Annotated in this window: 1 protein-coding gene; it reads left to right on the top strand. The window is 60.5% G+C overall.

What is annotated here, in order from left to right; genetic code table 11:
• Positions 1-98: 98 nt before the first annotated feature.
• A partial coding sequence (locus O7B34_RS31930; protein ID WP_337149720.1) for a transposase occupies positions 99-526 on the top strand: 428 nt, incomplete at its 3' end.

Below are 526 nucleotides of genomic sequence, written 5' to 3'. Positions count from 1 at the left end.
GGTAGTGTGCTGAGAGTTCTGCAAATTCGCTGAGAGAGGGCGGTCATGGCAGGCTGGTGATGTTCAACGTCACCTGATTCCCGCGAAGGAACGCCACCATGACCAAGATTGAGAGTAAGACCGCCAGCGCTGCCGTCAAAGACATTCTGCTTTCGAACCCTGAGGGTCTGCACGAAGTGATCCGTGCGGTGATGCAGGAGGTGCTCGAGGCGGAGATGGAGGAGGCGCTGGGTGCTTCGAAGGGCGAGCGCACACCGGAGCGTCTCGGCTATCGCTCGGGTTATTACGGCCGCACCCTTGTGACGCGTGTCGGCAAGCTTGAACTGCGGGTTCCGCAAGACCGAGCCGGCCGCTTCTCCACTGAGCTGTTCGAGCGCTACCAGCGTTCCGAGCGGGCCTTGGTGGCGACACTGTCGGAAATGTATGTGCAGGGCGTGTCGACCCGAAAGGTCAAGGCGATCACTGAAGAGCTGTGCGGTCATGCCTTCTCGGCCTCATCGATCTCGGCCATCAACAAGCGCCTGGA

The sequence above is a fragment of the Mesorhizobium sp. Cs1299R1N3 genome (assembly GCF_037179625.1).
Classification (GTDB): Bacteria; Pseudomonadota; Alphaproteobacteria; order Rhizobiales; family Rhizobiaceae; genus Mesorhizobium; species Mesorhizobium salmacidum.
This window is presented reverse-complemented; position numbering and strand designations above follow the sequence as displayed.